The 26,589-nt window shown below is 64.0% G+C and carries 22 protein-coding genes and 4 tRNA genes; 17 read left to right on the plus strand and 9 right to left on the minus strand.

Annotated features, from left to right (window positions below):
• Window positions 1-62 precede the first annotated feature (62 nt).
• Both ACFPPB_RS03355 and gloB read right to left on the minus strand, forming a co-directional pair.
• Entirely contained in the window at window positions 63-1,265 is a 1,203-nt protein-coding gene (locus tag ACFPPB_RS03355) for a transglycosylase SLT domain-containing protein (RefSeq protein WP_377324370.1), read from the minus strand.
• On the minus strand, window positions 1,262-2,026 hold the full coding sequence (gloB, locus tag ACFPPB_RS03360; RefSeq protein WP_377324372.1) for a hydroxyacylglutathione hydrolase: 765 nt from the start codon (window positions 2,024-2,026) through the stop codon (window positions 1,262-1,264). Before gloB ends, ACFPPB_RS03355 begins: the two co-directional genes overlap by 4 nt.
• A gap of 248 nt (window positions 2,027-2,274) precedes the next feature.
• Between gloB and ACFPPB_RS03365 the strand changes: the two genes are divergently transcribed.
• Genes ACFPPB_RS03365 through dnaQ form a run of 3 tightly spaced genes read left to right on the plus strand, consistent with a single transcriptional unit; the run spans window position 2,275 to window position 4,146 of the window.
• Window positions 2,275-2,970: a class I SAM-dependent methyltransferase gene (locus tag ACFPPB_RS03365; protein ID WP_377324374.1), complete on the plus strand. Its 696-nt coding sequence runs from the start codon at window positions 2,275-2,277 to the stop codon at window positions 2,968-2,970.
• 25 nt (window positions 2,971-2,995) lie between these two features.
• The gene (gene rnhA, locus ACFPPB_RS03370; protein ID WP_377324376.1) at window positions 2,996-3,439 is read left to right on the plus strand and encodes a ribonuclease HI; all 444 of its coding nucleotides are present in this window, start codon (window positions 2,996-2,998) and stop codon (window positions 3,437-3,439) included.
• Entirely contained in the window at window positions 3,436-4,146 is a 711-nt protein-coding gene (gene dnaQ, locus ACFPPB_RS03375; RefSeq protein ID WP_377324378.1) for a DNA polymerase III subunit epsilon, read from the plus strand. The genes rnhA and dnaQ overlap by 4 nt, the downstream gene beginning before the upstream one ends.
• A gap of 22 nt (window positions 4,147-4,168) precedes the next feature.
• Here the strand turns inward: dnaQ and ACFPPB_RS03380 are convergent, their stop codons facing one another.
• The 3 genes from ACFPPB_RS03380 to ppsA all read right to left on the minus strand — a co-directional run bounded on the left by ACFPPB_RS03380 (window position 4,169) and on the right by ppsA (window position 7,730).
• The gene (locus ACFPPB_RS03380; protein ID WP_377324380.1) at window positions 4,169-4,870 is read right to left on the minus strand and encodes a PP2C family protein-serine/threonine phosphatase; all 702 of its coding nucleotides are present in this window, start codon (window positions 4,868-4,870) and stop codon (window positions 4,169-4,171) included.
• 297 nt (window positions 4,871-5,167) lie between these two features.
• Window positions 5,168-5,257, minus strand: a tRNA-Ser gene (locus ACFPPB_RS03385).
• Between the two features lie 100 nt (window positions 5,258-5,357).
• Window positions 5,358-7,730, minus strand: a complete 2,373-nt coding sequence (gene ppsA, locus ACFPPB_RS03390; RefSeq protein ID WP_377324382.1) for a phosphoenolpyruvate synthase — start codon at window positions 7,728-7,730, stop codon at window positions 5,358-5,360.
• 232 nt (window positions 7,731-7,962) lie between these two features.
• Here ppsA and ppsR point away from each other — a divergent pair, with 232 nt between their 5' ends.
• Window positions 7,963-8,778, plus strand: a complete 816-nt coding sequence (ppsR, locus tag ACFPPB_RS03395; protein ID WP_377324384.1) for a posphoenolpyruvate synthetase regulatory kinase/phosphorylase PpsR — start codon at window positions 7,963-7,965, stop codon at window positions 8,776-8,778.
• 27 nt (window positions 8,779-8,805) lie between these two features.
• The gene (locus tag ACFPPB_RS03400) at window positions 8,806-9,267 is read left to right on the plus strand and encodes a DUF1249 domain-containing protein (protein ID WP_377324386.1); all 462 of its coding nucleotides are present in this window, start codon (window positions 8,806-8,808) and stop codon (window positions 9,265-9,267) included.
• 77 nt (window positions 9,268-9,344) lie between these two features.
• On the opposite strand, the gene ACFPPB_RS03405 is transcribed toward ACFPPB_RS03400, so the two are convergent.
• The 3 genes from ACFPPB_RS03405 to ACFPPB_RS03415 form a co-directional block, all read right to left on the minus strand.
• Window positions 9,345-9,421: transfer RNA gene (locus tag ACFPPB_RS03405), tRNA-Asp, on the minus strand.
• 30 nt (window positions 9,422-9,451) lie between these two features.
• A tRNA-Glu gene (locus ACFPPB_RS03410) sits at window positions 9,452-9,527 on the minus strand.
• A gap of 9 nt (window positions 9,528-9,536) precedes the next feature.
• Window positions 9,537-9,612 (minus strand) — tRNA-Ala (locus ACFPPB_RS03415).
• A 168-nt stretch (window positions 9,613-9,780) separates the two neighbouring features.
• On the opposite strand from ACFPPB_RS03415, the gene ACFPPB_RS03420 reads away from it, so the two are divergent.
• The 5 genes from ACFPPB_RS03420 (at window position 9,781) to ACFPPB_RS03440 (ending at window position 14,798) form a co-directional block, all read left to right on the plus strand.
• Window positions 9,781-11,547 (plus strand): cation:proton antiporter, encoded by a 1,767-nt coding sequence (locus ACFPPB_RS03420; protein ID WP_377324388.1) that lies wholly within the window; start codon window positions 9,781-9,783, stop codon window positions 11,545-11,547.
• Between the two features lie 173 nt (window positions 11,548-11,720).
• Window positions 11,721-12,470, plus strand: a complete 750-nt coding sequence (locus tag ACFPPB_RS03425; RefSeq protein ID WP_377324390.1) for an FKBP-type peptidyl-prolyl cis-trans isomerase N-terminal domain-containing protein — start codon at window positions 11,721-11,723, stop codon at window positions 12,468-12,470.
• 148 nt (window positions 12,471-12,618) lie between these two features.
• A complete protein-coding gene (locus tag ACFPPB_RS03430) occupies window positions 12,619-13,962 on the plus strand; it encodes a UDP-glucose dehydrogenase family protein (RefSeq protein WP_377324504.1) in 1,344 nt (447 codons plus the stop codon).
• On the plus strand, window positions 13,959-14,183 hold the full coding sequence (locus ACFPPB_RS03435; RefSeq protein WP_377324392.1) for a SlyX family protein: 225 nt from the start codon (window positions 13,959-13,961) through the stop codon (window positions 14,181-14,183). The genes ACFPPB_RS03430 and ACFPPB_RS03435 overlap by 4 nt, the downstream gene beginning before the upstream one ends.
• Before the next feature lie 27 nt (window positions 14,184-14,210).
• Window positions 14,211-14,798, plus strand: a complete 588-nt coding sequence (locus ACFPPB_RS03440) for a DUF2058 domain-containing protein (protein WP_377324394.1) — start codon at window positions 14,211-14,213, stop codon at window positions 14,796-14,798.
• 78 nt (window positions 14,799-14,876) lie between these two features.
• Here the strand turns inward: ACFPPB_RS03440 and ACFPPB_RS03445 are convergent, their stop codons facing one another.
• The gene (locus ACFPPB_RS03445; protein ID WP_377324396.1) at window positions 14,877-16,937 is read right to left on the minus strand and encodes a 3-hydroxyacyl-CoA dehydrogenase NAD-binding domain-containing protein; all 2,061 of its coding nucleotides are present in this window, start codon (window positions 16,935-16,937) and stop codon (window positions 14,877-14,879) included.
• A gap of 305 nt (window positions 16,938-17,242) precedes the next feature.
• Between ACFPPB_RS03445 and ACFPPB_RS03450 the strand changes: the two genes are divergently transcribed.
• From ACFPPB_RS03450 to lepB, 7 genes are all read left to right on the plus strand, one after another.
• Window positions 17,243-17,737, plus strand: coding sequence for a hypothetical protein (locus ACFPPB_RS03450; protein WP_377324398.1), 495 nt, complete (start codon window positions 17,243-17,245; stop codon window positions 17,735-17,737).
• 14 nt (window positions 17,738-17,751) lie between these two features.
• Window positions 17,752-20,316, plus strand: coding sequence for a GGDEF/EAL domain-containing response regulator (locus tag ACFPPB_RS03455; RefSeq protein WP_377324399.1), 2,565 nt, complete (start codon window positions 17,752-17,754; stop codon window positions 20,314-20,316).
• A 188-nt stretch (window positions 20,317-20,504) separates the two neighbouring features.
• The gene (rpoE, locus tag ACFPPB_RS03460; protein WP_377324402.1) at window positions 20,505-21,116 is read left to right on the plus strand and encodes an RNA polymerase sigma factor RpoE; all 612 of its coding nucleotides are present in this window, start codon (window positions 20,505-20,507) and stop codon (window positions 21,114-21,116) included.
• A 24-nt stretch (window positions 21,117-21,140) separates the two neighbouring features.
• Window positions 21,141-21,821 (plus strand): sigma-E factor negative regulatory protein, encoded by a 681-nt coding sequence (locus tag ACFPPB_RS03465; RefSeq protein ID WP_377324404.1) that lies wholly within the window; start codon window positions 21,141-21,143, stop codon window positions 21,819-21,821.
• Window positions 21,822-21,988: 167 nt separating this feature from the next.
• The gene (locus ACFPPB_RS03470; protein ID WP_377324406.1) at window positions 21,989-23,458 is read left to right on the plus strand and encodes a DegQ family serine endoprotease; all 1,470 of its coding nucleotides are present in this window, start codon (window positions 21,989-21,991) and stop codon (window positions 23,456-23,458) included.
• Between the two features lie 200 nt (window positions 23,459-23,658).
• Complete coding sequence (gene lepA, locus ACFPPB_RS03475; RefSeq protein ID WP_377324408.1) at window positions 23,659-25,449, plus strand: translation elongation factor 4; 1,791 nt, start codon at window positions 23,659-23,661, stop codon at window positions 25,447-25,449.
• 115 nt (window positions 25,450-25,564) lie between these two features.
• The gene (gene lepB / locus ACFPPB_RS03480) at window positions 25,565-26,476 is read left to right on the plus strand and encodes a signal peptidase I (protein WP_377324410.1); all 912 of its coding nucleotides are present in this window, start codon (window positions 25,565-25,567) and stop codon (window positions 26,474-26,476) included.
• Window positions 26,477-26,589: the final 113 nt, after the last annotated feature.

A 26,589-nucleotide genomic window follows, 5' to 3' on the forward strand; every position in this document is an offset into this window, starting at 1 on the left:
AAAAGGGCGGCCATGGGCCGCCCTTTTCGTTCTTGAGTCGGGCGAGGCGGTTCAAGTATCGGTCAATCCGCGGCGCCGTTTACCCGCAGCATCTGGCCGAGCTTGAGCGTGTTTCCGTTGAGATGGTTCCAGCGCTGCAGTTGGGTCATATCCACCGAATAATCGCGCGCGATCTGCCACAAGCTGTCGCCTCGCCGGACGGTATGGGTTTTCGGCTGCGCCGTGGGCGCCGGTGATGAGGCAACAGCCGCTTTGCTGGTGCTGCTGTCGCGACCGACGTCGGCGGTCGGTGGCTGCCTCAGCAGGGAGTCGCTGAATTGCTGGACGTGGCTGGCCGGCAGCAACAGGTACGAGCTGGCGTCGGCATCGATCATGTTGCCGCGGAACGCTGCATTGAGATTCTTCAGCGTATCCACCGACATGCCGGCATGGTCGGCGGCCCGTGCGAGCGGCATCGAATGGGCGATCTTCACCTGCACCAGATGCTCTTCATCCGCCAGCGTGGGCAGGCTGACGTTGAAGCGAGCCGGCTCGCGTACCACACAGGCCACGGCCAGCAGTTTGGCGAGATGCTCGCGGGTCACCTTTCGAACGGGCCACTTCGGAATCGCCGGTTCGTCCGCCGGCATGCCATGTTTCTGGATGATTTTGCGCACCGAGAATTCGCCGGCGTTGTAGGCGTAATCGACCACCCGCCAATCGTGGAACTGATCGTGGTACTGCTTGAGCAGCTTCATCACGGCGTGGGCGGCAGCCGGAATATCGAGGCGGCCGTCATAGTGGCCATCGACGCGCAGTCCCATCGCTCCCGCGGTGACCGGCATGATCTGCCACATGCCGGCCGGTTGACGCCGGCGGATGGGAGGCGACTGGAAATGGCTTTCCACCCAGGGCAACAACACGAACTCACCGGCGACATCGTATTGGGCCGCGACCTGTTGCACGTAGGTCAGTCGTGGCAACGCCTGCTGCAATCGCTCTTCGAACTGCTTCGGGTTCTGCGTGTAACGCCTGGCCCACGTTTGCACCGAGGGATCGGCGTCGCAGTCGGCCATGGCGAAACTGCCGCGCAACTGATCCCAGACATCGGTCGACGGCGATATCGATGGCTTGTCGATGGGAGGCTTGACCTCGATCCCGGGAGCGGCAAGCGCCGTCGTGGGCGGCTCGACCGCCGGCTGGTGTGGCGAGCGTGTCGGGGCGCCCGCGCAAGCGGCAAGCAGGAAGGGGAGCAACAGCGGCAGGGGGCGCAGGTGTCTCCTCATCCGTGGAATCCGTCCTTGGCCGTGCGTATCGCCGCAAAGCGCGCAACGCGATCATGTCCTGCACCTTGCTGCCTGCACCACTCGACAACCGCATCGGCGTCGACACGCAGGAAGGGATTGGTCGCCATTTCATCGGCCAGCGCCACCGGCAACGTCGGCTGGAGCCGGGCGCGCAGTTCGGCCACTTCCAGCAGCCGCTGCTGCAGTTCCGGATTGGCCGTTTCGATGGTGCGCGCGAAACGCCCGTTGGCCTCGGTGTATTCGTGGCCGCCGCATACCAGCGTTTCCCCCGGCAGCGTCGACAATCGATCCAGCGAGGCAAGCATCTGGGCCGGCGTGCCTTCGAACAGCCGGCCGCAGCCAAGACTGAACAAGGTGTCGCCGCACAAAAGCAAGCCGGCCCCGACGTAGGCAATATGGCTAAGGGTATGGCCTGGAATCGAGAGCACTTCGAAGCGGACGCGCGGCGACGCCAGTTCGACCCAGTCGCCATCGCGCACCTGTTCGGTCGCCTCCGCGATGCGTTCGTCCACGGGTGCATAGACGGGGACGCCGTGCCGCGCGCGCAGCGCGGCGACACCGCCGATGTGATCGTGGTGATGATGGGTCAGCAGGATCGCCTGCAATGTCAGTCGCCGCGCAGTCAGTGCGTGTTCGACGACGGCGGCATCGCCCGGATCGACGACGATGGCGTTGCCATCTTCGTCGTGCAGCAGCCAGATGTAATTGTCGGCCAGCGCCGGTAACGGTATGAGATGCAAGACGAGCTCCGCTGCGTTCTGGGAACACCCGACGGGTCGGATGCTGTTCCCGGCTCAACGACAGACGCAGCCATCCAGGGCTCGCGTGAAGCGGTGGACTATAAGGGGGCTTTGCCGGCCGCTCGTTAGAAGAGCGTTAACCGGGCGACCGGCTGTTCAGCCGCGTGCGACAGGTCCGCCCAGCTTGTGATCTGCTGCCGGTGGCGCTCAGCCGTTACACTCTGGGCACGGATGGAGAGTGGCACGGCATGCATCAACGCGATAACGACATCTATGCCAGTGCGCCGTTGCGCCGATTGCTGGATGAGCAGACGCGCGTGCTGACGCCCGAGTTGCAGCGCTGCTTTGGCACGCATGCGTTGTTGCTGGGTGTGTCCGCCGACGACGTGCCGCCGGCGTTGCCGATGCTCGGCTCCTGGACCACATTGCACCTGGTGGATGCCCATGACGGCCGTTATCGAGGTGATCTGCGGGCAGCGGCCGACGAGCCGCTCCCGTTCGTCGATGATGCGTTCGAGCTGGTCCTGCTTCGGCATGTGCTGGAAGTGGCGCCTAGCGCATCCGCCCTGCTTGCCGAGGCCAGCCGCGTACTGGCGCCGGGCGGCGTACTCGCCTTGACCGGAGTACATCCACTCAGCGGCTGGGCACCGTGGTTTTTCTGGCGTACACGCGGCAGGCCTCACGCATTGCAGATGCCGCTGCGGCTGGGGCAGCTCCTGCAGCAGGACGGGCTGGAGGTCGAACAGGTGCAGCGGGTCGGCCGCCTGTGGCCCGGCCTGACGCAGCCGCCTGCGATGGCGGCCCACCTGCTGGGAGGCGGCTATGTACTGATCGCGCGCAAGCGCCGCCGCATGGTCACGCCGCTGAGGCTCAAACCGGTGCCGGTGCGGGTGCCGCCCAACAGCCAGCTGTCGCCGGGTGCGCGGCGCAGTTCGGCACTGTGACTTTCAATGGAATACGTGAGCAACGATGAGCGAAGTGGAAGCATTTACCGATGGCGCCTGTCTGGGCAATCCCGGTCCAGGCGGTTGGGCCGCACTGTTGCGTGCCAAGGGCAGTGAACGCATGGTTGTGGGCGGCGATCCTGCCACTACCAACAACCGGATGGAACTGATGGCGGCGATCGGCGCGCTGGAGGCATTGAAGCGGCCCTGCCAGGTCTTGCTCGTCACCGACTCGCGTTATGTGATGCAGGGCATCGAGCAGTGGATGCCGAAGTGGCGCGCCAATGGCTGGCGCACTGCGGACAAGAAGCCGGTCAAGAACCAGGACTTGTGGCAACGGCTGTCCGAGGCGGTCAGTACCCATCAGGTGCGCTGGAAGTGGGTGAAGGGCCACAACGGCCACATCGAGAACGAGCGGGTCGATCTGGCTGCGCGCGAACAGGCCGAGCTCTTGAAGGCGGGGATATGAGGCAGATCGTTCTCGATACCGAAACCACCGGTCTGGAGGTGCGCCAGGGTCATCGGCTGGTGGAAATCGCCTGCGTCGAGATGGTCGAGCGCCGGCTCACCGGCCGGCATTATCAGACCTATCTCAACCCGGATCGGGCGATCGACGAGGGCGCGCGGCTGGTGACCGGCATCGAGGACGAATTCCTGCTCGACAAGCCACGTTTTGCCGAGGTGGCGGAGGAGTTCCTGGCCTTCATCGACGGCGCGGAACTGATCATCCACAACGCCAGTTTCGATATCGGATTCCTGGACGCCGAGCTGGCTCGGCTGGACAACGGCGCGGGTCGCATCGGCGACCGTTGCAGTGTGCTGGACACCTTGGCGATGGCGCGCGAGCGCTATCCCGGTCAGCGCAACAGCCTGGACGCGCTGTGCAAGCGGCTAGGCGTGGACAACTCACGGCGCGATCTGCATGGCGGCCTGATCGACGCCCAGTTGCTGGCCGACGTCTATCTGGCGATGACCTCGGGGCAGGTAGCGTTCGACCTGGGCTTTGAAGGCATCACCGGGCAAGTCAGCGCGGTAGCGATGATCGCGCCGGTGGTTTTGCATGCGCGTCCATTCGTGCTGCATGCTTCGCCGGGGGAGCTGCAGCAACACGAACGGTGCCTGGATGCGCTGGACAAGAACGCGGATGGCCGCAGCGTGTGGCGTCGGCTGGGTTGAGCCATGCCGCCTCGGGCAAGGCTCAGCAGGAACGCACGATGATCACGCTGATGTTGTCGTCGCCGCCGCCGTCGAGCGCACTCAGCAGCAGCTGATCGACGCATTCCTGCGCGGCCAGGTCGGTACGCGCCATTGTGCGTGCGATCACCGTGTCGTCGACGTCTTCGGTCAATCCGTCGCTGCACAGCAGAAAGCCCATGTCGGGCTCCAGCAGGCCGCGCGCCATGCCGATATGCAGCTGTTCGGGGGCGGTCACGCCCAGCGCCTGCGTCAGCACGTTGCGTTGCGGATGCTGCGATGCCAGCGCTGGATCCAGCTGGCCGGCCTCGACCAGGGCCTGTACCAGCGAATGGTCATGGCTGATCTGCCGCAGGTCGTGTTTCCACATGTAGATCCGGCTGTCGCCTACCCAGGCGACTTCATAGCCGTCGACGGTGGTCCGCAGAGCCGCGATGGTGGTACCCATCGGCAAGGCGTCGGCCGTGTGCCGGGTATGCGCAAGCAGTCGCTCGGCCGCGCCATGCACGGCCTCGATCAGACTGTGTCCGCCGGTGACCAGGTCGACCACCGCATCACGCACCAGTGCCGACGCCACTTCGCCGTGCTGATGACCACCCATGCCGTCGGCCACCAGAAACAGGCCGAGCGACGCATCGGCGTAATAGGTGTCTTCATTGCGCGTGCGGCGCAGGCCGACATGCGTTCCGTGTCCGAATTCGATCATGGTGGGTCTGGTGAGGCGAATGGGTGCAGCATGCCGGATGTAGGGGATGGGCGCAAAAGGATCGTGGGGAAAGTTGCTAATGCAAAAAGAGGTTCTCAGTGGGACCTCGAGGTGTTTGGACGTTTCAATGGATTGTTCGGCCCATCCTTGGGCCGAACCCCTCCGCTGCGCTGCGGGGCAGCCTGCGGCTGTCCAAATTCGTTCCGGACGAATTTGTCGAACCTGGGAGGGTTCGTCCACGCCACCCTCTCCGCCAGAAAAAGCAAAACGCCCCGCGAGGGGGCGTTTTGCTTTTTCTGGCGGAGAGGGTGGGATTCGAACCCACGGTACGCTTACACGTACGCCTGATTTCGAGTCAGGTACATTCGACCACTCTGCCACCTCTCCGAAGGGGGTCGCATGGTCAGCGCGAGCCGGCAAGTCTACGCGCTGCTTCCGGTCGTGACAAGCATGGGGGACGTACGCCCGCTTCGACCGGATGGATGGCTCATCCGGCCTTTTTCTTCGCCAGCCGCAGCCAGGTGTCGACGACGGTGTCCGGGTTCAGCGACAGCGATTCGATGCCTTGCTCCATCAGCCACTCGGCCAGATCCGGATGGTCGCTCGGGCCCTGGCCGCAGATGCCGATGTACTTGCCCTTGGCGCGTGCGGTCTTGATCGCCATCGACAGCAGCTTTTTCACGGCCGGGTCGCGCTCGTCGAACAGGCCGGCGACGATGCTGGAGTCGCGATCGAGACCGAGGGTGAGCTGGGTCAGGTCGTTGGAGCCAATCGAGAAGCCGTCGAAAATGTCGAGGAACTCGTCGGCGAGCAGGGCGTTCGAGGGCACCTCGCACATCATGATGACCTTGAGGTCGTGCTCGCCCTGCCTGAGTCCGTTCTTCGCCAGCACCTCGATTACCTTGCGGCCTTCGCCCAGGGTGCGCACGAACGGGATCATCACCCAGACATTGTCCAGGCCCATCACTTCGCGTACGTGCTTGACCGCCTTGCACTCCAGCCCGAACGCCTCGGCGAAGCTCGGGTCGACATAGCGGCTGGCGCCACGGAAGCCGATCATCGGGTTTTCTTCGTGCGGCTCGTACCGCGAGCCGCCCAGCAGGCCGGCGTATTCGTTCGACTTGAAATCCGACAGGCGCACGATCACCGGCTTCGGGTAGACCGAGGCGGCGATGGTGGCGATGCCTTCGGCGAGGCGATCCACATAGAAGCTCACCGGATCGGCATAGCCGGCGATGCGTTCGTCGATCTTCGCCTTGGTCTCGGCGTCCTGCTTGGCGTACTCCAGCAGTGCCTTCGGATGCACGCCGATGTGGCTGGCGATGATCATCTCCAGGCGGGCCAGGCCAATGCCGGCATTCGGCAGCATGCCGAAGTCGAACGCGCGCTCCGGGTTCGCCACGTTCATCATGATTTTCAGCGGTGCCTCGGGCATGTCGCCCAGGTCCGCGGTGACGCGCTCGAACTTCAGGATGCCCTCATAGATCGTGCCGGTGTCGCCTTCGGCGCAGGACACGGTGACGTCGGTGCCGTCGGGAATCTTGTCCAGCGCATTGCCGGTGCCGACCACGGCGGGTACGCCCAGCTCGCGCGCGATGATCGCCGCGTGGCAGGTGCGGCCGCCGCGGTTGGTGACGATCGCCGAAGCGCGCTTCATCACGGGCTCCCAGTCGGGATCGGTCATGTCGGCGATCAGCACGTCGCCCGGCTGCACCTTGTTCATGTCGCTCAGCGAGCGGATCACGCGCGCCTTGCCGGCGCCGATCTTCTGGCCGATCGAACGACCCTCGGCCAGCACCTTGCCTTTCTCGCTGAGGTGGAAGCGTTCGAGCTGAGTGGCGTGCGAGCGCGACTTCACCGTCTCGGGGCGCGCCTGCACGATGTAGATCTTGCCGGTGTGGCCATCTTTGGCCCACTCGATGTCCATCGGACGGTCGTAATGCTTTTCGATGATCAGCGACTGGCGTGCCAGCTCCTGCACGTCCTCGTCGCTGATGCAGAAGCGGTTGCGCAGTTCGGCCGGAGTGTCCTCGGTCTTGACGCGTTCGCCGGGAGCGCTGGAATAGACCATGCGTAACTGCTTAGCGCCGAGGTTGCGGCGCAATACGGCAGGCTTGCCGGCGTTCAAGGTGGGTTTGAATACGTAGAACTCGTCGGGATTCACCGCACCTTGTACGACCATTTCGCCCAGGCCGTAGCTGCCGGTCACGAAGACCACATCGCGGAAACCCGACTCGGTGTCCAGCGTGAACAACACGCCCGACGCGCCCACGTCCGAGCGCACCATCAGCTGCACGCCGGCGGAGAGGAATACATCTTCGTGCCTGAAGCCCTGGTGCACGCGATAGGCGATGGCGCGATCGTTGTACAACGAAGCGAAGACTTCCTTCACCTTGTGCAGCACGTCGTCGATGCCGACCACGTTGAGGAAGGTTTCCTGCTGGCCGGCGAACGAGGCGTCCGGAAGATCCTCGGCGGTGGCCGACGAGCGTACGGCGACGGCGATGTCGTCGGCGCCGGCGTCCTTGCACAGCTTGATGTAGGCCGCGCGGATCGCCTGCTCGAGTTCGTCGGGCAGGGCGGTGTCGACGATCCAGCCGCGGATCTGCTTGCCCGCCGCCACCAGCGTGTCGACGTCATCGACGTCGAGCGTAGCCAGGCGTTCCTGGATACGCCTGGCCAGGCCGCTCTTTTCCAGGTATTGCTGGAACGCATCGGCGGTGGTGGCGAAGCCGCCCGGCACGGACACACCAAGCTTGGCGAGGTTGCCGATCATTTCGCCGAGCGAGGCGTTCTTGCCGCCAACCTTGCCCAGGTCAGTCATGCGCAGTTGGTCGAGCCAAAGCACCAGATCGTTCAAGGGTGTCTCCTCAAGAGTATTCAGTGGGATAACGGTATGGGTGCGGCAGGCAGGCCGGAAGCGGGCTGCAAAGAACTGGTATTGTCCGCTGCCGATGGTGCGCAGCACAAGAAGACCATTGACTTCGGATCACATTCCAACGGCATACCAGTCAGCCGGCAGTCAATCGGCGACAGCGTTTTCCGCTTGGGTTATGGTGCGAACAAACGCACCCACGCGATCGGGACAATGTATGCAGCGCACGGTTTTCTTCATCTCCGACTCCACTGGTATTACCGCGGAGACGATCGGCAACAGCATCCTGGCGCAGTTCGAGGGCGTGCAGTTCGACAAGCACCGGCTGCCGTTCACCGATAACGTGCAGAAAGCGGAAGCGGCCGCGTTGCGCATCAAGACGCACTACGCGCAGAGTGCGCAGCGACCCATCGTCGTCAACACCATGGCCGAGCGCGCGCTGTGCGATATCGTGGCCACCAGCGGGGCGTTGATGCTGGATGTGTTCGCACCGTTCATCGGCCCGCTGGAAGACGAACTCGGCGCCAAGCGTTCCGGTGCGGTCAACCGTTCGCACGGCATGGTGGATTTCGACAAGTACGAGGCGCGCATCAACGCGACCAACTACGCGCTATCGCACGACGACGGCATCGACGTGAATTACGCCGATGCCGACCTGATCCTGGTCGGCGTGTCGCGTTCGGGCAAGACGCCTACCTGCCTGTACATGGCCTTGCATTACGGCGTCAGTGCCGCCAACTATCCGCTGACCGACGATGACCTCGAGAAGCTCGAACTGCCTGCACGCCTGCGCCCGTACCGGGACCGGCTGTTCGGGTTGACCATCGATCCGCTGCGGCTTGCGCAGATTCGCGAGCAGCGCCGCGCCGGCAGCCGTTATGCGACCTTGCAGCAATGTCGCTGGGAGCTGGAACAGGCCGATCGGCTGATGCGCCAGGCCGGTATTCCCAGCCTCAACACCACGCATGTGTCGATCGAGGAGATCGCCAGCAAGATCTTCGACCGCTTCGGCATAGAGCGGACCATGTTCTGATTACCCACCGGAGTCGCCACACCGTTTATGAGTGCCGTACTGGACAATCGCAACAGCCTGCTGCCGGGACGCTTCGAGTTCCTGATGGGGCTGTATGCGGAGAACTATCACCGGCTGACTCGGTTGTTCGCGCCACAGCAGCTCGCTGCGGGCCGCTACGTTTCGGATGTCGATGACGGGCTGGCGGTGCATCTGCATGTGCAGGAATGTCATCCGTACACGCTGGAGCTGGAACTCACCTACGATTTCGTCGATGCGCATACGGGCCGGCGCGCGCCGTCGGCGCAGCTGCGCATGTATACCGATGCGCATGTGGCCGAGGCGCTGCACTGCCATCCCGGGCGACACCTGTGGCAGGTGCTGGGGCCGTTTTCGCCGGCTCACACCGTGTTCCAGCACCGCCTGCGCATGAACGGATTTCTGTCGCGCTGGCTGGAGTATCTGGTCGAACAAGGGCATTCCATCGGAACACTGGAGCGTGAGGGTTGATCTGCTTGCCGCATGGCGACGACGAAACGACAGGCAACAAAAAACCCGCGCAAGGCGGGCTTCCCGTTTTTTTTTAGTGGCGGAGCGGACGGGACTCGAACCCGCGACCTCCGGCGTGACAGGCCAGCATTCTAACCAACTGAACTACCGCTCCACATTTCTTTTCCAGCTTTGCGAGCCAACTTGGCGTCCCCACGGGGATTCGAACCCCGGTCGCCACCGTGAAAGGGTGATGTCCTAGGCCTCTAGACGATGGGGACAATTCAAGTTGGTGGAGCCAGGCGGGATCGAACCGCCGACCTCCTGCATGCCATGCAGGCGCTCTCCCAGCTGAGCTATGGCCCCGCCGCTGGAAGCCGAGAAGAATAGGGTCGGGCCCGATATCCGTCAAGCTTTTTTTCAGGATGGACGACGAAGGAATCCGTCCCGGCTCGCGGCGCCAGGCCACGATGCGGCGGCGCTCGTCCGTGGTTCGTTTAAGCTGCGATGAATGGCGTACTGAAGAGTCGGGGCATGCACGAAATCGGTTTCATCCGCGATCTAGCCGTGGTGATGATCGTGGCCGGCGCCACCACGATCGTATTCCAGCGCCTGCGTCAGCCAGTGCTGCTGGGTTACATCCTGGCCGGGGTAATGATCGGGCCGCACACGCCGGCCATGCTGGTGGACGACCCGCGCGCGATCGACGACATTTCCAATCTTGGTGTTGTGCTGCTGATGTTCACGCTGGGCCTGGAGTTCAGCGTGCGCAAGCTGCGCGAAGTCGGCATCGGGGTACTGGCCGTGGCGGTGGGTGAGGTCGGCCTGATGTTGTGGATCGGCTATGGCCTCGGCAGACTGTTCAGCTGGACCGGCATGGATGCGCTGTTTCTGGGCGCGATCATCTCGTTGTCCTCGACCATGGTCGCCACTCGTACGCTGGCCGAGGGACGGCAGCGGTGGCAGGAGTTTGCCCACATGGTGGTGGGACTGCTGGTCGCCGAGGACATGCTGGCCATCGTCATGCTCACGCTGCTTACCGCCGTGGCGATCGGCGGCTCGGTGCAGGCGGAAGCGGCGTTCACGCTGATCGGCCATCTGGGGTTGTTCGTGGTCGTCGGGATGATTCTCGGCCTGCTGTTGCTGCCGCGGCTGGTGGATTACGTGGCTGGTTTCGATCGCGACGAGACGCTGCTGGTCAGCGTGCTTGGCATCTGTTTCGGTGCCAGCCTGCTGGCGGCCTGGATGGGTTTCAGCGTGGCACTTGGCGCCTTCCTGGCAGGTGCGGTGGTGGCGGAATCGCGCAGCGTGGAACGCGTGCTGCATCTGGTGGAGCCATTGCGCGACATGTTTGCGGCACTGTTCTTCGTGGCCATCGGCCTGAAGATCGATCCGGCCATACTGCTGCAGTACGCGCTGCCCGCGTTGCTGGTCGCGGCGGTGGTGGTGGTCGGCAAGACGGTGGTATGCAGCCTGGGCGTATTCGTGGTCGGCCACGACGCACGCAGCGCGTTGCGCGCGGGGCTGGGCATGGCGCAGATCGGCGAATTCTCGTTCGTGATCGCCACGCTCGGATTGTCGCTGGGCGTGATCGGTCCTTTCATCTATCCGATCGCGGTAGCGGTGTCGGTACTGTGCATGGCGGCATCGCCGTATCTGAACCGCTCGGCCGGCGCACTCGCGGACGGCCTGAGCCGGGTGACTCCGCATTCTGTGAAGTTGCTCGCGGGCAGCTACAGCGGCTGGCTTGAAAATCTCAAGCCGGTCAACGAGAACGCGGCGATCGCCGCCATTTTCAGGCGGCTGCTGTGGCATATCGCGATCAACATCCTGCTGGTAGTGACGTTGTTCACGATGGGCGCCTACGTCAACGCGCACAACTGGAACTGGTTCTCGCTCTTCGGCATCAACCGCGATCTGCGCCATACGCTGATCTGGGCGAGCGCGCTGTTCCTGTCGCTGCCGATGCTGATCGCGATTTACCGCAAGGCCGAAGCACTGGGCATGCTGCTGGTCGAGATCGGCATACGCGAACGGTTTGCCGGTTCATACACCCAGGCCATCCGCAATGTACTGGCCCGTATCATTCCGCTGGTCACCCTGCTGGCGCTGGCGTTGCTGGTCAGCGCACTGGGCTCGACGATCCTGCCGCCGCGCGGTATTGCGCTGTCGTTGGGCGTGCTTGGCGTGGTGCTGGCGGTCGTGTTGTGGCGAGGGCTGGTGAAAATGCATGCGCGTCTGCAGGCTGCCTTGAAGGAGACGCTGGACAAGCCTGGACCGTCCGGACGCGACGCTGGCTGACCGGCGATCCGGCGGTGCCGCGGTGAAGGGGAGATGAACCTTTCTGTCGGCTGACGGTCAGAGCCCTGAATCCGTTGCCAAGACTGGACAAGCACCGCACAATGCGAGGCCTGCCTCCATCGGGGAGGCTCCGGTCGGCAACGCCGGCATTTCCAAACATGAGGAAGTTACGAATGAAGCATTTTCTGCGTCCCACGCTGACGGCGGTCGCGATGGCCGTTGCGCTGGGCATGACGGCGGGGGTATCCGCCCAGACGGCCGGCGCCGCCGGTACCGTCGACAAAGCCAAGGCCAGCTACGTAGTGGGTTGGGAAATTGCTTCCCAGGTTCCGCCAATCATGCGCGACGAACTGGACCCGAATGCCGTGGCGAATGCGGTCAAGGCCGCCCTCTCCGGCCAGAAGCCGACCATGAGCGATGCCGAAGCCAAGCAGGTGCACGACGCCTTCATGGCCAAGATCCAGGCCAAGTATCAGGCTGAGATGGTCAAGCTCGGCGCCAAGAACAAGGCCGAAGGCGACGCTTTTCTGGCCAAGAACAAGACGGCTCCTGGCGTGAAGAGCACTGCGTCGGGCCTGCAGTACCAGGTGATCAGCCAGGGTACGGGCGCCCGTCCGGGTCCGAACGATACGGTCGAGATCAACTACACCGGCTCCTTCGTCAACGGTCAGGTATTCGATGCATCCGCCAAGCACAATCCGCCGGGCGCAGCCAAGATTCCGCTTGCTGGCGTGATTCCGGGCTTCCGCGAAGGTCTGCAGCTGATGCAGGTCGGCGGTCATTACAAGCTGTTCATTCCGTCGTCGCTGGCCTACGGTGCCGAGCCGCAGCCGCCGATGCCGCCGAATGCCACGCTGATTTTCGACGTGTCCCTGGTCAGCACCGCTCCGACGCCGGCTGGCGCTGCTCCGGGCGGCAAGTAATAGATCAGTCACGGTTTCACGACCGTGCGGTCCGGAAGGGCGCGAAGCGATTCGCGCCCTTCTGCTTTGTGGGCAACCTTGCAATCTTTGCGCGGTGCCACGCGGTTAGAATAGACGGCTGGTTTTCGATGGAGTCGCCGCGACGATGATGAGGGTCACTATTTTCGGTACTGGCTATGTCGGGCTGGTCACCGGTGCCTGCCTTGCTGAGATGGGCAATCACGTGGTTTGCGTCGATATCGATACGGCCAAGGTCGAACGCCTCAAGCGCGGAGAGATTCCCATCTTCGAGCCGGGCCTGGAGGCGATCGTCCGACGCAACCATGTCAGTGGGCTACTCGATTTCACCACCGATGCCGCTCCGGCGATTGCGCATGGCGAGGTGATCTTCATCGCCGTCGGCACGCCGCCGGACGAGGACGGCAGCGCGGATCTCCAATACGTGCTGGCAGTGGCCGGAACCATTGGCCGGCACCTGGATCGTTACGCCGTGATAGTGAACAAGTCGACCGTGCCGGTCGGCACCGCCGACCGCGTGCGAGAAGCGGTCGCTGCGGAGCTGGCAGCGCGCCGGGCGGCCATCGAGTTCGATGTAGTGTCCAACCCGGAATTCCTGAAGGAAGGCGCGGCGGTAGACGATTGCCTGCGGCCGGATCGCATCATCGTGGGTGCCTCCGGCGCACGTGCGGTGGCGGTGTTGCGCAAGCTGTATGCGCCGTTCAATCGCAATCATGACCGCATGGTGGTGATGGACGAGCGCTCGGCCGAGCTGACCAAGTACGCGGCCAACGCGATGCTGGCGACCAAGATCAGCTTCATGAACGAGATCGCGAACATCGCCGAACGAGTCGGTGCCGATGTGGAACTGGTCCGTCAGGGCATCGGTTCGGATCCGCGGATCGGCTATCACTTCATTTACCCCGGTGCCGGTTACGGCGGCTCGTGTTTTCCCAAGGATGTGCAGGCACTGGAGCGCACGGCGCATAGCCATGGCTACGAAGCGCGCCTGCTCGGCGCGGTCGAGGCAGTCAACCGGCAGCAGAAGACCAAGTTGTTCGAATTGATCTCGCATCACTTCAACGGCGAACTGGCGGGCAGGACGATCGCGTTGTGGGGCCTGGCGTTCAAGCCGAATACCGACGACATGCGCGAAGCCTCCAGCCGGCAGTTGATGGAAGCCTTGTGGAATGCCGGCGCGAAAGTGCGCGCCTTCGATCCGGAAGCGCGCGAAGAAACCCATCGGCTGTACGGCGATCGCGATGACCTGGTGCTGTGCGAGCGCGCCAGCGATGCCTTGCAAGGCGCCGACGTCCTGGCCGTGGTCACCGAATGGAAGGCGTTTCGCAGTCCTGATTTTGCGGGTATCCGCGCCGCGCTGGCCGAGCCGGTCATCTTCGACGGACGCAACCTGTATGAGCCGGCCACGGTGGAGGAGGCTGGTCTGGCCTATTACGGCATCGGCCGCGGCCGCAGCCTGCAGATCCGTCGATGAGCGCTCGCGGCGAGACGCTCGAACAGCGACTCGACGAGATGGAGGTCAAGCTGACCTTCATCGACGACGCGGTGCAGGCGTTGACGGCGGCGGATGCCGACCAGTCGCAACGCATTGCCGCGCTCGAACGGGCGTTGCGCGACCTGCGCGGTGAACTCTCCTCGATGCGCACGGCGCCAGCAGATGACCCGCACAACGAGCCGCCACCGCCGCATTACTGATACTCATATCGATCACGGAACATCAGCATGGCCGATTCCCTGCGCGATCAGCTGCTCAAGAGCGGCATCGTGAAAGAAGTTCAGAAGAACCGGGTTCAACAGGACCGGGTGCGCGAACCGAAACGCCCGCCGCCGCCGTCCGGCAAGCCTGCACGCCAGGGCGGCAAGCCGCAGTCGCACGCCGCACGGCCATCGGGCCAGAGCCGCGAGGAAATCGATCTGGCCAAGGCTTATGCGATACGTGCGCAGACCGAAGCGAACGAACGCAAACGGATCGAGCAGGAAGCTGCCGAACAGGCCAGGCTGCGGCGCGAGCGCAAGTTGCAGATTCAGCAATTGCTCGACGGCAAGGCGTTGAACAAGGCCGAGGCCGACCAGGCGCGCAATTTCGAGTACGGCGGCAAGATCCGCCGGGTGCATGTCGATGCGGCACAACTGGCGGCGCTCAATGCCGGTGAACTGGGCGTGGTACAGCAGGGCGGTCGTTATCTGCTGATCAGTCGCGACATCGCCGAACAGGTGCGGGCCATCGATGCGCATCTGGTGGCATTGCTGGTCGATCCGAACGTGGATGGCGCGGGCGACGACGGCGTGCCCGACGATCTGATGTGGTGATGGGCGCGGAGTGAGTGGAGAGGAGCGAGAAACGAGTAGGCACTATGCCGCTCTCACTCGTTTCTCACTTCTCTCCACTCATTTCTCGCCAGCAGGCGCCAGCGTTGGATGGTCCCAGCCGTTCTTCGGGCTGAAGCGCTCGCCGTAACGCTGGGCAAACTGTTCCAGCCTGGCCTTGAGTTTGTCGACACCTTCGCTGCGCACGTACTGGATCGGACCGCCCCGGAACGGCGCGAAGCCGGTGCCGAAAATCACACCGGCATCGAGCAGGTCGGCATCGTCGACCACGCCATCGGCAAGGCAGGCGACGGCCTCGTTGATCATCGGCAGAATCATGCGTTCCTGCAGATCCGGCGGCATCGTGTAGTCCTTGTCGACCTCGGGTTTCTGCGGTTTGCCGTCCTGCCAGACATACAGGCCCTGGCCGTCTTTCTTGCCGCGCTTGCCGGCTTCGATCTTGTCGTCCAGGCCCGGCGGCACCTCCAGTCCGAGGAATGGCGCGAGCTCCTTGCCAACCGATGCGCAGACGTCCAGCCCCACGGTGTCGGCCAGTTCGATCGGGCCCATCGGCATGCCGAATTTCCTCGCCTCGCGGTCCAGCACCGCACCGGGCACGCCCTCGCTGTACAGGCGCATCGCTTCGAGCAGGTACGGCATCAGGATGCGGTTGACCAGGAAGCCAGGCGTGCCCTTGACCGCCACCGGCAGTTTGCCGATCGCCTTGCAGAACGCCAGTACACGTTTCTCGATGGCCGGGTCGAGCCGGTCGTGGCGTACCACTTCGACCAGCGGCATCTGCGCCACCGGATTGAAGAAGTGCAGGCCGAGGAAACGCTGCGGCGCCTCAAGGCCCTCTCGCAACTGGTCCAGCGGAATGCTGGAGGTGTTGCTGGCCAGGATTTCGTCGGCCTGGAATTGCGGCTCTATCTTCTCGTACAGCTCACGCTTGGCCGCGGCGTTTTCGTAGATCGCCTCGATCGCCAGGTCGGCCGAGGCGATGCCGCTGCCGTTGACGTCGGCGCGCAGGCGGCGGACGGTGGCCTCGACCTTCTCCGGCGTCTGCAGTTTTTTCTCGTACAACTGACGGGCGCGATCCAGCGCGGGCTGGATATATTTCATCTCGCGATCCTGCAAGGTCACGTCGAAACCTTTGAATGCAGCCCAGGCCGCAATATCTCCGCCCATCACCCCGGCTCCGACGACATGCACATGCTTGATGCCCGGGTCGGTATCGCCGGCCTGGCCTTTCAGTCGCTCCTGCAGGAAGAAGATGCGGATCAGGTTCTGCGCGGTCGGCGTTTTCGCCAGCTTCGCCACCGAGCGCGCTTCGATCTTCAGCCGCAGCCGGATGTCCGAGCCGCCGCGCTTCCATACGTCGATCAAGGCGAACGGCGCGGGGTAATGTTCCTTGCGCACCTTCGCCGCCGTCTGCTTGAACACCATCGGCGCCAGGATCTGCCGCACAAGCCAGGTATTGCTGAGCCAGGCCATGGCGCGCCGGGCGAACGGACGGGGTTGCGGGTGGCGAAGCAACAAGCGTGCCTCGACCAGCAGTTCCTCGGGGCGCGCCACGCGATCGATCACGCCCAATGCCAGCGCGCGTCTGGCCGACAGCGACTTGCCGGTCAGCATCAGCGGCAGCGCTTCGGTTGCGCCGATCAGGCGAGGCAGGCGTGCCGTGCCGCCCCAGCCGGGATGGATGCCCAGCATCACCTCGGGCAGCCCGATCCGGGTCTTGTCATCGTCAGCGGCGATGCGCTGGCGACAGGCCAGGATCAACTCGGTGCCGCCACCCATGCAGGCGCCATGCACGGCGGCCACGGTGGGGCACGGCAACCGCGCCAGCGACTCATAGACGCGCTGGCCGTGTTCGATGTTCTCCAGCACAGTGTCGTGCCTGGCGTATTCGACGAATGCCTTGATGTCGGCACCTACCGCGAACCCTGAGGGCTTGGCCGAATGGATGATGACGCCGGCCGGCTTTTCGATCGCCAGCCGCTCGACGATCTGCTCCAGCTCGTCCAGTACCGCGCGCGAGATCGCGTTGACACTGCTGTTGGCGCGGTCGAGCGTCAATGCGACAACGCCGTCGTCGCCTTCGCTGGTCTTCCAGTGGTTGAAGCGCAGTCCTTCGAACATGGGAGTACAGGCATGGTGGAGGAGGTCTGAACCATACCTTTCTGCCGTCTTGATTGCGAGTTGTGACGGACTTGCTTGACCACGCTATGGCGCCGGTGTGAAATCCGGTAACCGTCCGCTCGCCTGTCAAGGCCGGCTGGGCGGGGCATGGGGCGGCGGCACGTGCCGCACATGCTGAACAGCGACTCATCGTGATCCAATGGGCGGCATGCAACGGCCGGGCGATACCCGACGAGTCAGGCGTTCCATTGCTGGCATGACGATTCATCATGGTACTGCTGCCGACGCTACGGGACGGGGACGCAATGACTTCTGCAATGGCCTCCGCTCCACCGCAAGCCGGTGCCGAGATTTTCGGTCGGATCCTGGCCGCTCCCAGCGGCCTGGTCGTGCTGGACAGCAAGGATGTCCATACCTTGATCGACCAGGTCCGCGCGATCGCCCGGCATACCGGGCAGGCGGTGTACCTGTGGCAGCCCGATACCGGCCTGAGCAGCCTGCGCGACGCGCATGTACGGGTGCCGGATTGCCAGCGGCTGGGCAACGCGCTGCGCTACATGCGGCAGAGCATGCACTTCGGCGTTTATTTCCTGCTGGGGCTGGAGCTGCCGTTGTCCGCGATGGATGCCACCTTGCTGCGCCAGCTGGCCCGCGCACCCAAGGAATACCTGCGTCGCGTCGTGCTGATCGATGCACCGGCGGCACTGGCCGAACATCTGGGGGACGCGGCGGTACGCCTGAGCAGCGAAGACAGCCAGCCGCGGCGGCTGCGCCTGCGCGACGGGCGCTGGCTGGTTTGAGGCCGGACACGCATATGAATTCCGGCATCCTGGTGATTGCTGCACAGCGCGAATTGCGCCGCAGCCTGTTCGATGCGCTCGATCAGGCGGGTTATCCGCAGATCTACAGTGCGCGCGACGTGGCCCATGCGGCGATCCTGCTGGAGGGGCGTCCGCCGATCCCGCCGCTGCAACTGATGGTGATGGTGCTGTCCGGCGACGAGCAGCGGGCCCGTAGCAGCTGCGAGCAGTTGCGGCGCCTGCCAGGCGGAGCCGATACGCCACTGATTGCCGTACTGGCCGAGGAGGCCTCGATCAGCTCGGCCGATCTGCCGGCGGGGATCGCGGACTGGCTCTCGGCCGCGCGTATCGACAACGAACTCGTGGCGCGCTGGCGACGCTCGCAAAGCAGCGATTCCGGCCCGCGCCAGACGGCGGCCAAGGGGGCCGGCGGCGCACCCGAGGATTACCGCTACGTCTTCGAGGAAGGCGACAGCGAGTGGCTGATCGCCGATGCGCAGACCCATCACCTGCTCGAAGTCAGCCCGACGCTGGCCAGGCATAGCCGCCTGCATGCCAGTCAGTGGGAAGGGCAGCCGCTGACCGGCGTGTTGCGCTTCGAGGGCATTCCGATCGCGCAGGTGCTGGCCGAAGCCGATCGCAGCTGGTATCCCTGCCAGCGCAAGTCCTCGCAAGGGGCCGATACCGGCCAGGCCAGCGTGCGGCGCATACGGCATGCCGGACGCGATGCGCTGGCGCTGATGTTCCGCAGCGATCGCGCCGACCTGCGTGCCGAGGCCGCCTTGTCGCTGTTGTCGCGGATGTTTGCCTCGACCAGTGGCGTCGACGCGCAGGTCGCCGCCGGTCGCCTGCTCTTCGACGAACTGGGGCTGGACTATCTCGCCGTCTGGTCGGCGCGCCAGGACGGCGCCGATGGACCGATCCAGACCCTGCAGCTGTGGAACGGTGACGACCCGGTATGGCCGCCGGCGCAACTGCAGAGCTCGCTGCAACTGGTGCTGGGTGGCAAGCCGATTCTGTATCGGTCCGATGCGAAGCGGCTGGCACCGGTCGACCCCTTGCTGCAGCATCTCGACCTGGCCGGCTTTGCCGGTTTGCCGCTGTACGACGAGCGCCACACCGTGCTTGGCGCGATGCTGGCGGGCAGCCGCAAGGGCTTCGGCGAGATGGGCATCATCGAGCCGGTATTGCGCTGTGCCGCGGCCCGTTTCGCGCAAGTGCTGGAGCTGGGGCGCACGCGCGAGCAGGGCCGTGCCGAAGGCCTGGTCGATGCGTTGACCGGTTTGCCGAACCGGCTGTTGTTCAACGACCGGCTGGAAACGATCATCCGCGAGGCGATCCGCAACGGCGAGTGCTTCGCCGTATTGTTCGTCGATCTGGACCGCTTCAAGGCGGTCAACGACACCTACGGCCATGCTGCCGGCGATCAGGTGCTGCGGACAGTCACCGAGCGCCTTTGCGGCAGCATTCGCGCCTCCGACACCGTGGCGCGCTATGCCGGCGACGAATTCACCATCGTGTTGCGGCATATCGTGAAGAACGACGACGTGTTGCGCGTGGCCGAGAAAATCGTGCAGGTGATGGAGACGCCGCTGTATCTCGAGGACGGCACCGAACTGCAGGTGACCGCATCGATGGGTTTGAGCTTCTTCCCCGACGATGCCGGCGACGCGCAGACGCTGCTCAAGCATGCCGACGAGGCGATGTATGCGGCCAAGCATCTGGGGCGCAACAACTTCCAGATCTACGAAGTGAGCCCGGAATACGCGCAGGAACACGGCATGGCATTGAAGAGCCGCCTGCGCCATGCCGAGGGCAACGGTGAACTGCGCGTGGTCTACCAGCCGCAGGTCAACACCGAGACCGAGGACATCGTCGGGATGGAGGCGCTGGTGCGCTGGGAGCATCCCGAGCTGGGCATGATCAGCCCCGCGGTGTTCATCCCGCTGGCGGAGGAAACCGGCCTGATCGTGTCGATCGGCGAATGGGTGATGCGTACCGCCTGCCGCCAGGCGAAGGAATGGGAGCAGCGCTACGGATTGCGGCTGCGCCTGGGCGTGAACCTGTCCGCGGTACAGCTGATGGAACCGCAACTGCTGGATACCGTCGCCAAGGTGCTGCGCGAAACCGGCCTGGATCCCACCTTGCTCGAGATGGAGGTCACCGAGAGCATCAGCATCAAGGCTGCCCCGAATCTGGTGGAGAACCTGCACGCGATGCACAAACTGGGCTGCCATATCGCCATCGACGATTTCGGCACTGGTGCGGCGTCGCTGGATTACCTGCGCCGCCTGCCGGCCGACCGGATCAAGATCGACCAGAGCTTTGTGCGCAATATAGGCGTCGATCCCGACGACGAAGCGATCGTGCGCGCCACCATCGAAATGGCCCATCGGCTGAAGCGTGCGGTGGTGGCCGAAGGCGTGGAGATCGAACAGCACATGGAGTTCCTGCGCACTCATGGCTGCGACGAACTGCAGGGTTACCTGTTCTGCCGGCCGCTGCAGCCGATCAGCTTCGACAAGTTGCTGGCCGAACGGCAGCGCCTGCTTGAAGGACGCGTGGCCGAGCCGGCTTGAGCCGGCGGACAGTGTCCCCATAACAGCGGGCATGAGTCCGTGATGGATTCGGGGGGCCCGCCTGGCCGCACATGACAACCAGCCAACAGGCGGTGCGTTATGGTGGAGGCTATACCCACGCATGCTGAACTCGGGCGCCCGACTGTGGTCTGAGCGCCGCGTTCAGTTCAAAACAAGCTCCGCAGCGGATGACGGCATTGACGACGGATACGGCCCGGACGGGCGAAAACGAACTGGATCGCGCGTTGGTCGAGCGTGTCCAGCAGGGAGACAAGCGGGCCTTCGACCTGCTGGTGCGCAAATATCAGCACAAGGTGATCGGGCTGGTGTCGCGCTATGTAAGAAGCCATGCCGAGTGCGAGGACATCGCACAGGAATCGTTCATCCGCGCATGGCGGGCGATCGGCTCGTTTCGCGGTGACAGCGCCTTCTACACCTGGCTGTACAAGATTGCGGTGAACACCGCCAAGAACCACCTGGTGGCGATGGGCCGGCGTCCACCGGCCGGCGACATCGACGCCGATGACGCCGAGTTCATGACCGGCGCCGAGCGCATGCACGACAGCGCCACACCAGAGCGCGAACTGATGCGCCAGGAAATTGAACAATCCGTATTTTCCACTGTCCAAGCCTTGCCCGAAGAGCTGCGGACAGCCATTACACTGCGCGAAGTGGATGGCCTCAGCTACGACGAAATCGCCGAAGCGATGGGCTGCCCGATCGGTACGGTGCGTTCGCGCATCTTCAGGGCACGTGAAGCGATTGACGAAAAGCTGCGGCCCCTGTTGTCGGACCGCTGAGGATCAGACATGAACCAGGCAGGCATGAATCCCGCAGATTTGAATCCAGATGCCTCGGAGAGCCTTTCCGCCGGCATCGATGGCGAGTTGTCGAAGGAACAGTTGCGCTTCCTGCTGCGTCGGCTCGATCACGACCCATCGCTGCAACGCAGCTGGGCTCGCTACCACATCGCCCGTGACAGTCTGCGCCGGCAGTTGCCGCCGCTGGCATCGGCCGGGTTCGCGGCGCGGGTGATGCAGGCGATCGAGCGGGAATCGGCGCCGGTTGCGGCGATATCCAGGCGCAGCCATTGGTTGCGCTGGTCGACCGGTGGCGCGATCGCCGCCAGCGTGGCTGCCGCTGCCTTGATGATCGGTCAGCCGACCGGCGACGCCGAGCGCCTGACGGCATCGACCAAGCAGCAGACCAACACGATCGCCGCTGCGCCTTCGATCAGCAGCATGCCGACCGCCCCCGCTGCCGTGCCGCCGTGGCTGAGCGGCAATTCCGCTGGACTGCTCAGCCAGCAGGCTTCGGCCACGCTGGGTGCGCCGTTCGGTCAGAACCAGTCGGCGTACGCGCGTCGTCTGACGGCCTATCCTTCGATGCCTCGCTATCGCACGCTGGACAACAAGGACGGCAGTTATCTTCTGTTGCTCGACCCCGAGCAACAGGCTGGACAGCAGTCTGGATCGGGCGCTTTGCGTCAGGCCGTCGTGCAGTAAGGAACAAGGCGAGCTCGCGTGTGATTGCCCGCACTCGCTCACCACCCATGCTCGTTGCCCCGACTGTCGCTACGGCAGCCGCGCGCGCGGGTCCAGCACGCGCGCAACCGCTGAAGTCATCCAAACAGCCCGAAATCTTCCCGATTGAAGTCAACCAAGGAGGAGTCATGAAACATTCCATCTTGCGCAGCCTGACGTGTTGCGCATTGCTGGGTCTTGCCAGCGTCGGCGCGGTGCAGGCGCAGACGACGACCGCGGCGGCGTTGCCGGATTTCACCGGTATCGTGCAGAAAAATGCACCCGCGGTGGTGCATGTCGAGGCCAAGTACAGCGGCGAAAAGCAGGGTGCGAACCTCAGCACCCGCGGCAACATGCCCGGGCAAGGCATGCCCGACGATCCGCAGGCCGAGATGTTCCGGCGTTTCTTCGGCATGCCGATGATGCCGTCGCCGGAGGAACAGAAGCACACCTCGCTGGGCTCGGGCTTCATCATCTCCAGCGACGGCTACATCCTGACCAACAACCATGTGGTCGATCATGCGGACACGGTTACCGTGCGTCTGCAGGATCGACGCACCTTGACGGCCAAGGTGATCGGCACCGATCCCACCTACGACATCGCCGTGCTCAAGGTCGACGCCGGCGGCAGCCTGCCGACGGTGAGCCTGGGTGATTCGCGCAGCCTGAAGCCCGGTCAGTGGGTGCTGGCGATCGGCTCACCGTTCGGTTTCGATTACACCGTGACGCAAGGCATAGTCAGCGCGGTGGGGCGCAACCTCGGTCAGCAGGACCAGCCGTATACCTCGTTCATCCAGACCGACGTGCCGATCAACCGCGGCAATTCCGGCGGTCCGCTGTTCGACCTGCAGGGACGGGTGGTCGGCGTCAATTCGCAGATCTACTCCAACACCGGCGATTACATGGGCGTGTCGTTCTCGATCCCGATCGACGTGGCGATGAACGCGGTGCAGCAGATCAAGAGCAAGGGCTACGTCTCGCGCGGCCAGCTCGGTGTGACGATGCAGCCGGTCAGCGACGACATCGTCAAGGCGTTCAAGCTCGACAACGGGGCAGGCGCGGCGGTGGTCGACGTCACACCCGGCAGCGGTGCGGCCAAGGCGGGCATCCAGGCCGGCGACATCATCCTGTCCTATAACGGTCAGCTATTGCAGCAGGCGGCGGACCTGCCCCCGCTGGTTGGCATGACCAAGCCGGGCAGCAAGGTTCCGGTGGTGATCCTGCGCGACGGCAAGAAACAGACGCTCGAGGTCACCATCCAGGAGGCTTCGCGCGACCAGAATGCGGTGAACAACCAGGGCGCCATGCGGCCATCGAGCCGACACGGTTCGGCGGCCCTTGGGCTGACCGTGCAGCCTCTGGACGACGACACCCGCAAGCAGCTGGGGCTGAAGCCGGGGCAGGGCGTGGTGATCGGCGACATCGCCGGCCCGGTGGCGGCGCAGGCTGGTCTGCAGGCCGGCGACGTGATCCTGATGGTCAATCAGCAGAAGATCGGCAGTGTGGCCGAGTTTCAGGCGGCGACCAGGGAAGTGAAGCCAGGCAGCACGGTGTTGCTGCTGGTGCGTCGTGGCGACCAGAGCAGCTTTATCGGCCTGACGATACCGGAAAACAAGTAATCGACCGCCGTCGGCACGAGAGCGGCGGCACGGCAGCCATCCACGCCCGTCGTCGGATGGCCGCCGCGCCGCGTCCGTGCGATGCGGTGGCAGGGGCGGGTTCCATGCGATAATGCCGGGTTAGCATCGCTCCCGGGCGATGTGTTGCTGCGCATGGTGCGCGGCAGTGAAACCCAAGCCCGACAGGCCGCCAGCGCTCCATGGAATTGATCCGCAACTTCTCCATCATTGCCCATATCGATCACGGCAAATCCACGCTGGCCGATCGCATCATCCAGCTTTGTGGCGGCCTGGCCGATCGCGAGATGGAAGCGCAGGTGCTGGATACCAACCCGATCGAGCGCGAGCGCGGTATCACCATCAAGGCGCAGTCGGTGTCGCTGCCGTACACCGCGCGCAACGGCAAGACCTACCAGCTCAATTTCATCGATACCCCCGGACACGTCGACTTTTCCTACGAGGTCAGCCGCTCGCTGGCCGCCTGCGAAGGCGCGTTGCTGGTAGTGGACGCGGCGCAAGGCGTCGAGGCGCAGTCGGTGGCGAACTGCTATACCGCGGTGGAGCAGGGACTGGAAGTGGTGCCGGTGATCAACAAGATCGACCTGCCTACCGCCGATGTCGAGAAAGTCAAACTCGAGATCGAGGCGGTGATCGGCGTCGACGCCACCGACGCGGTGCCGATCAGTGCCAAGACCGGTCAGAACGTGGTCGAGGTGCTGGAGGCGATCGTGGCCCGCATCCCGCCGCCGAAGCCGCGCGATACCGACCGGCTGCAGGCGCTGATCATCGACTCCTGGTTCGACAATTATCTAGGCGTGGTATCGCTGGTGCGCATCATGCAGGGCGAGATCAAGCCGGGCGACAAGCTGCTGGTGATGTCCACCGGGCGGACCCATGAAGTCGGAGACGTCGGCGTATTCACGCCCAAGCGCAAGAAGCTGGACAAGCTCGGCGCCGGCGAGGTGGGCTGGATCAACGCCTCGATCAAGGATGTACATGGCGCCCCGGTCGGCGATACGTTGACCCATGCGGGCAAGCCTGCCGACAAGGCTTTGCCCGGTTTCCAGACCATGCAGCCGCGCGTGTTCGCCGGCCTGTTCCCGGTGTCCTCGGATGATTATCCGGCGATGCGCGAGGCGCTGGACAAGCTGCGCCTGAACGATGCCGCGCTGTTCTTCGAGCCCGAATCCTCCGAGGCAATGGGCTTCGGCTTCCGCTGCGGTTTTCTCGGCATGCTGCACATGGAGATCGTGCAGGAGCGGCTGGAGCGCGAATACGATCTGAACCTGATCACCACCGCGCCGACCGTGGTCTATGAAATCCTGAAAAGCGACGGCTCGACGATGATGCTGGACAACCCGGCCAAGCTGCCGTCGTCGCCGCAGGTGCAGGAGATCCGCGAACCGATCATCATCGCCAACATCCTCACGCCGCCGGACTACATCGGCAACGTGATCACCTTGTGCGAGGAGAAGCGCGGCGTGCAGCGTTCGATCCAGTATCTGGCGACCCAGGTGCAGATCAGCTACGAGATGCCGCTGGCCGAAGTGGTGATGGATTTCTTCGACCGGCTCAAATCCGTCTCGCGCGGTTATGCTTCGATGGACTACCACTTCGATCGTTTCGAGGCGGGTCCGTTCGTGCGCACCGACGTGCTGATCAATGGCGATCGGGTCGATGCGCTCAGCCTGATCATGCACCGCACGCACGCCGAGCGGCGCGGCCGCGAACTGGTCGACCGGATGAAGGACCTGATCCCGCGCCAGCAGTTCGACGTGGCGATCCAGGCGGCGATCGGCGCGCAGATCATTGCGCGTTCCACCGTGAAAGCGCTGCGCAAGAATGTGCTGGCCAAATGCTATGGCGGCGACGTCAGCCGCAAGAAGAAGTTGCTCGAGAAGCAGAAAGAAGGCAAGAAACGCATGAAGCAGGTCGGTCGGGTGGAGATTCCGCAGGAAGCCTTCCTCGCCGTACTGAGAGTGGATAAATAATCCTGGTCTGAATAAGCCTGATTTTAACAAGCCCGACTTAATAAGCCCGACTTAATAAGCCTGACTTTAATAAGCAAGATCAGCGATGATCTGCCCGGCAACCTGGAGTTAAGGCATGGAATTTGATTTTTCGGCGATTCTGCTTGGCCTCACCGTGCTGTTCGGCGTGGTGTGGGGTCTGGATCGCCTGTTCCTGTACAAGAAGCGCAAGGCACGCCTCGACGCGGCGCGGGCCGAGTATCGCGATCCGATGCCGGTGGACTGGGCCCGTTCGCTGTTTCCGGTGGTGCTGGTGGTGTTGCTGCTGCGCTCGTTCGTGGCCGAGCCCTTCCGGATTCCCTCCGGTTCGATGATGCCGACGCTGGACGTGGGCGATTTCATCCTGGTCAACAAGTTCGCCTATGGCTTGCGCCTGCCGGCGTTCAACAACAAGTTCGTCGATCTGGGCGAGCCCAAGCGCGGCGACGTGGTGGTGTTCCGCTTTCCTGGCTATCTGTGCCACGACGGCAGCGCGCTGGTGCGCAGCGGCGACATGAGCTGCAGCGACCCGCATGCGCCGGTACAGCAGCAGAACTGGATCAAGCGGGTGATCGGCCTGCCCGGCGACCGCATCGAGGTGCATGGCGCCGACCTGCTGATCAACGGCGAGCCCGTCAAAGCGGACGAGGTCGGCCCGTATCAGGGCAATCCGCAGCGCACAGTGGACGAGGTCATGCTGAACATGGGGGCCACGGTCTGGGTCGAACACCTCCATCGCGAGGACGGCACCGTGGTCAACCACACCACGGCGCAGATGCCGGCCTACACCACGCCCAACTCGATTCCGAACGACCGGGTGCCCTCCAAGGTACCGGCAGGCTGCTATCTCGTGATGGGCGACAACCGCAACGACAGCCTCGACAGCCGCTGGTGGGGCTGCATGCCGGAACAGAACCTGGCCGGCAAGGCATTCCTGATCTGGATGAGCTGGAAGGGTTGGGGTACCGGTGGCGTGGATTTCTCGCGGATAGGCACGGTCATCCATTGAACCATCGATGGATCAAAGCGTGACGGGATCGAAACGTCCCGCGCGCCCGGTCGTCAACAGCGGGAGAATTCGCTGGCATAATCGCCACGACCGGCGAATCGTGCGAACGATCG

This window comes from Rhodanobacter terrae (assembly GCF_042657005.1).
GTDB classification, from domain to species: Bacteria; Pseudomonadota; Gammaproteobacteria; order Xanthomonadales; family Rhodanobacteraceae; genus Rhodanobacter; species Rhodanobacter terrae.

Bases quoted from the DNA above. Each gene is read 5' to 3' on its own strand.
- ACFPPB_RS03355 (WP_377324370.1), bottom strand. From the start codon at position 1,265: ATGAGGAGACACCTGCGCCCCCTGCCGCTGTTGCTCCCCTTCCTGCTT.
- ACFPPB_RS03365 (WP_377324374.1), top strand. From the start codon at position 2,275: ATGCATCAACGCGATAACGACATCTATGCCAGTGCGCCGTTGCGCCGA.
- rnhA (WP_377324376.1), top strand. From the start codon at position 2,996: ATGAGCGAAGTGGAAGCATTTACCGATGGCGCCTGTCTGGGCAATCCC.
- dnaQ (WP_377324378.1), top strand. From the start codon at position 3,436: ATGAGGCAGATCGTTCTCGATACCGAAACCACCGGTCTGGAGGTGCGC.
- ACFPPB_RS03380 (WP_377324380.1), bottom strand. From the start codon at position 4,870: ATGATCGAATTCGGACACGGAACGCATGTCGGCCTGCGCCGCACGCGC.
- ppsR (WP_377324384.1), top strand. From the start codon at position 7,963: ATGCAGCGCACGGTTTTCTTCATCTCCGACTCCACTGGTATTACCGCG.
- ACFPPB_RS03400 (WP_377324386.1), top strand. From the start codon at position 8,806: ATGAGTGCCGTACTGGACAATCGCAACAGCCTGCTGCCGGGACGCTTC.
- ACFPPB_RS03420 (WP_377324388.1), top strand. From the start codon at position 9,781: ATGCACGAAATCGGTTTCATCCGCGATCTAGCCGTGGTGATGATCGTG.
- ACFPPB_RS03425 (WP_377324390.1), top strand. From the start codon at position 11,721: ATGAAGCATTTTCTGCGTCCCACGCTGACGGCGGTCGCGATGGCCGTT.
- ACFPPB_RS03430 (WP_377324504.1), top strand. From the start codon at position 12,619: ATGAGGGTCACTATTTTCGGTACTGGCTATGTCGGGCTGGTCACCGGT.
- ACFPPB_RS03435 (WP_377324392.1), top strand. From the start codon at position 13,959: ATGAGCGCTCGCGGCGAGACGCTCGAACAGCGACTCGACGAGATGGAG.
- ACFPPB_RS03440 (WP_377324394.1), top strand. From the start codon at position 14,211: ATGGCCGATTCCCTGCGCGATCAGCTGCTCAAGAGCGGCATCGTGAAA.
- ACFPPB_RS03445 (WP_377324396.1), bottom strand. From the start codon at position 16,937: ATGTTCGAAGGACTGCGCTTCAACCACTGGAAGACCAGCGAAGGCGAC.
- ACFPPB_RS03450 (WP_377324398.1), top strand. From the start codon at position 17,243: ATGACTTCTGCAATGGCCTCCGCTCCACCGCAAGCCGGTGCCGAGATT.
- ACFPPB_RS03455 (WP_377324399.1), top strand. From the start codon at position 17,752: ATGAATTCCGGCATCCTGGTGATTGCTGCACAGCGCGAATTGCGCCGC.
- rpoE (WP_377324402.1), top strand. From the start codon at position 20,505: ATGACGGCATTGACGACGGATACGGCCCGGACGGGCGAAAACGAACTG.
- ACFPPB_RS03465 (WP_377324404.1), top strand. From the start codon at position 21,141: ATGAATCCCGCAGATTTGAATCCAGATGCCTCGGAGAGCCTTTCCGCC.
- ACFPPB_RS03470 (WP_377324406.1), top strand. From the start codon at position 21,989: ATGAAACATTCCATCTTGCGCAGCCTGACGTGTTGCGCATTGCTGGGT.
- lepA (WP_377324408.1), top strand. From the start codon at position 23,659: ATGGAATTGATCCGCAACTTCTCCATCATTGCCCATATCGATCACGGC.
- lepB (WP_377324410.1), top strand. From the start codon at position 25,565: ATGGAATTTGATTTTTCGGCGATTCTGCTTGGCCTCACCGTGCTGTTC.